The sequence below is a fragment of the Escherichia sp. AM3 genome (assembly GCF_032029835.1).
In the GTDB taxonomy this organism is placed as follows: domain Bacteria; phylum Pseudomonadota; class Gammaproteobacteria; order Enterobacterales; family Enterobacteriaceae; genus Escherichia; species Escherichia coli.
Genome location: NZ_JAVUPQ010000658.1, coordinates 1 through 372 on the forward strand (window position 1 = coordinate 1; position 372 = coordinate 372).

Genomic DNA, 372 nt, shown 5'->3' on the forward strand with positions numbered 1-372 from the left:
TTTTAACCCGCGCCAGCCACTGCTGCGACGCCTGACGCGCAGAGCGGGCGGTCAGCCAGTAGACGGCGGTAACCGGCCACAGCAGGGCGGTAAACGCCTTACGCCCCAGCAACTGCCAGACGCGCAGCATCAGGCGCATGCCCCATAATCCTTTTACCTCCTGCTGCTGCGCCCAGTGCTGCGAGCGGCGACGCATCAGCAGGGAAGGAATGCGCGGCAGCATGCCGAGAAACAGACGGGTATGCATCAACGAGATGCGCACGTTGTCTTTCAGGGCATCGAAATGAGATACCCCGTCCGGCGGATAGGTTACGCGGGTGGGCAGAAAATAGCTGGTGTTGCCCTGCCAGTAGAGGCGCACCATCACTTCGG

Annotated in this window: 1 pseudogene; it reads right to left on the bottom strand. The window is 62.1% G+C overall.

Going from position 1 to position 372, the window contains the following annotated elements:
- Positions 1-372, bottom strand: a pseudogene (locus RTW80_RS27745) (glycosyltransferase family 2 protein); the annotation flags it as partial.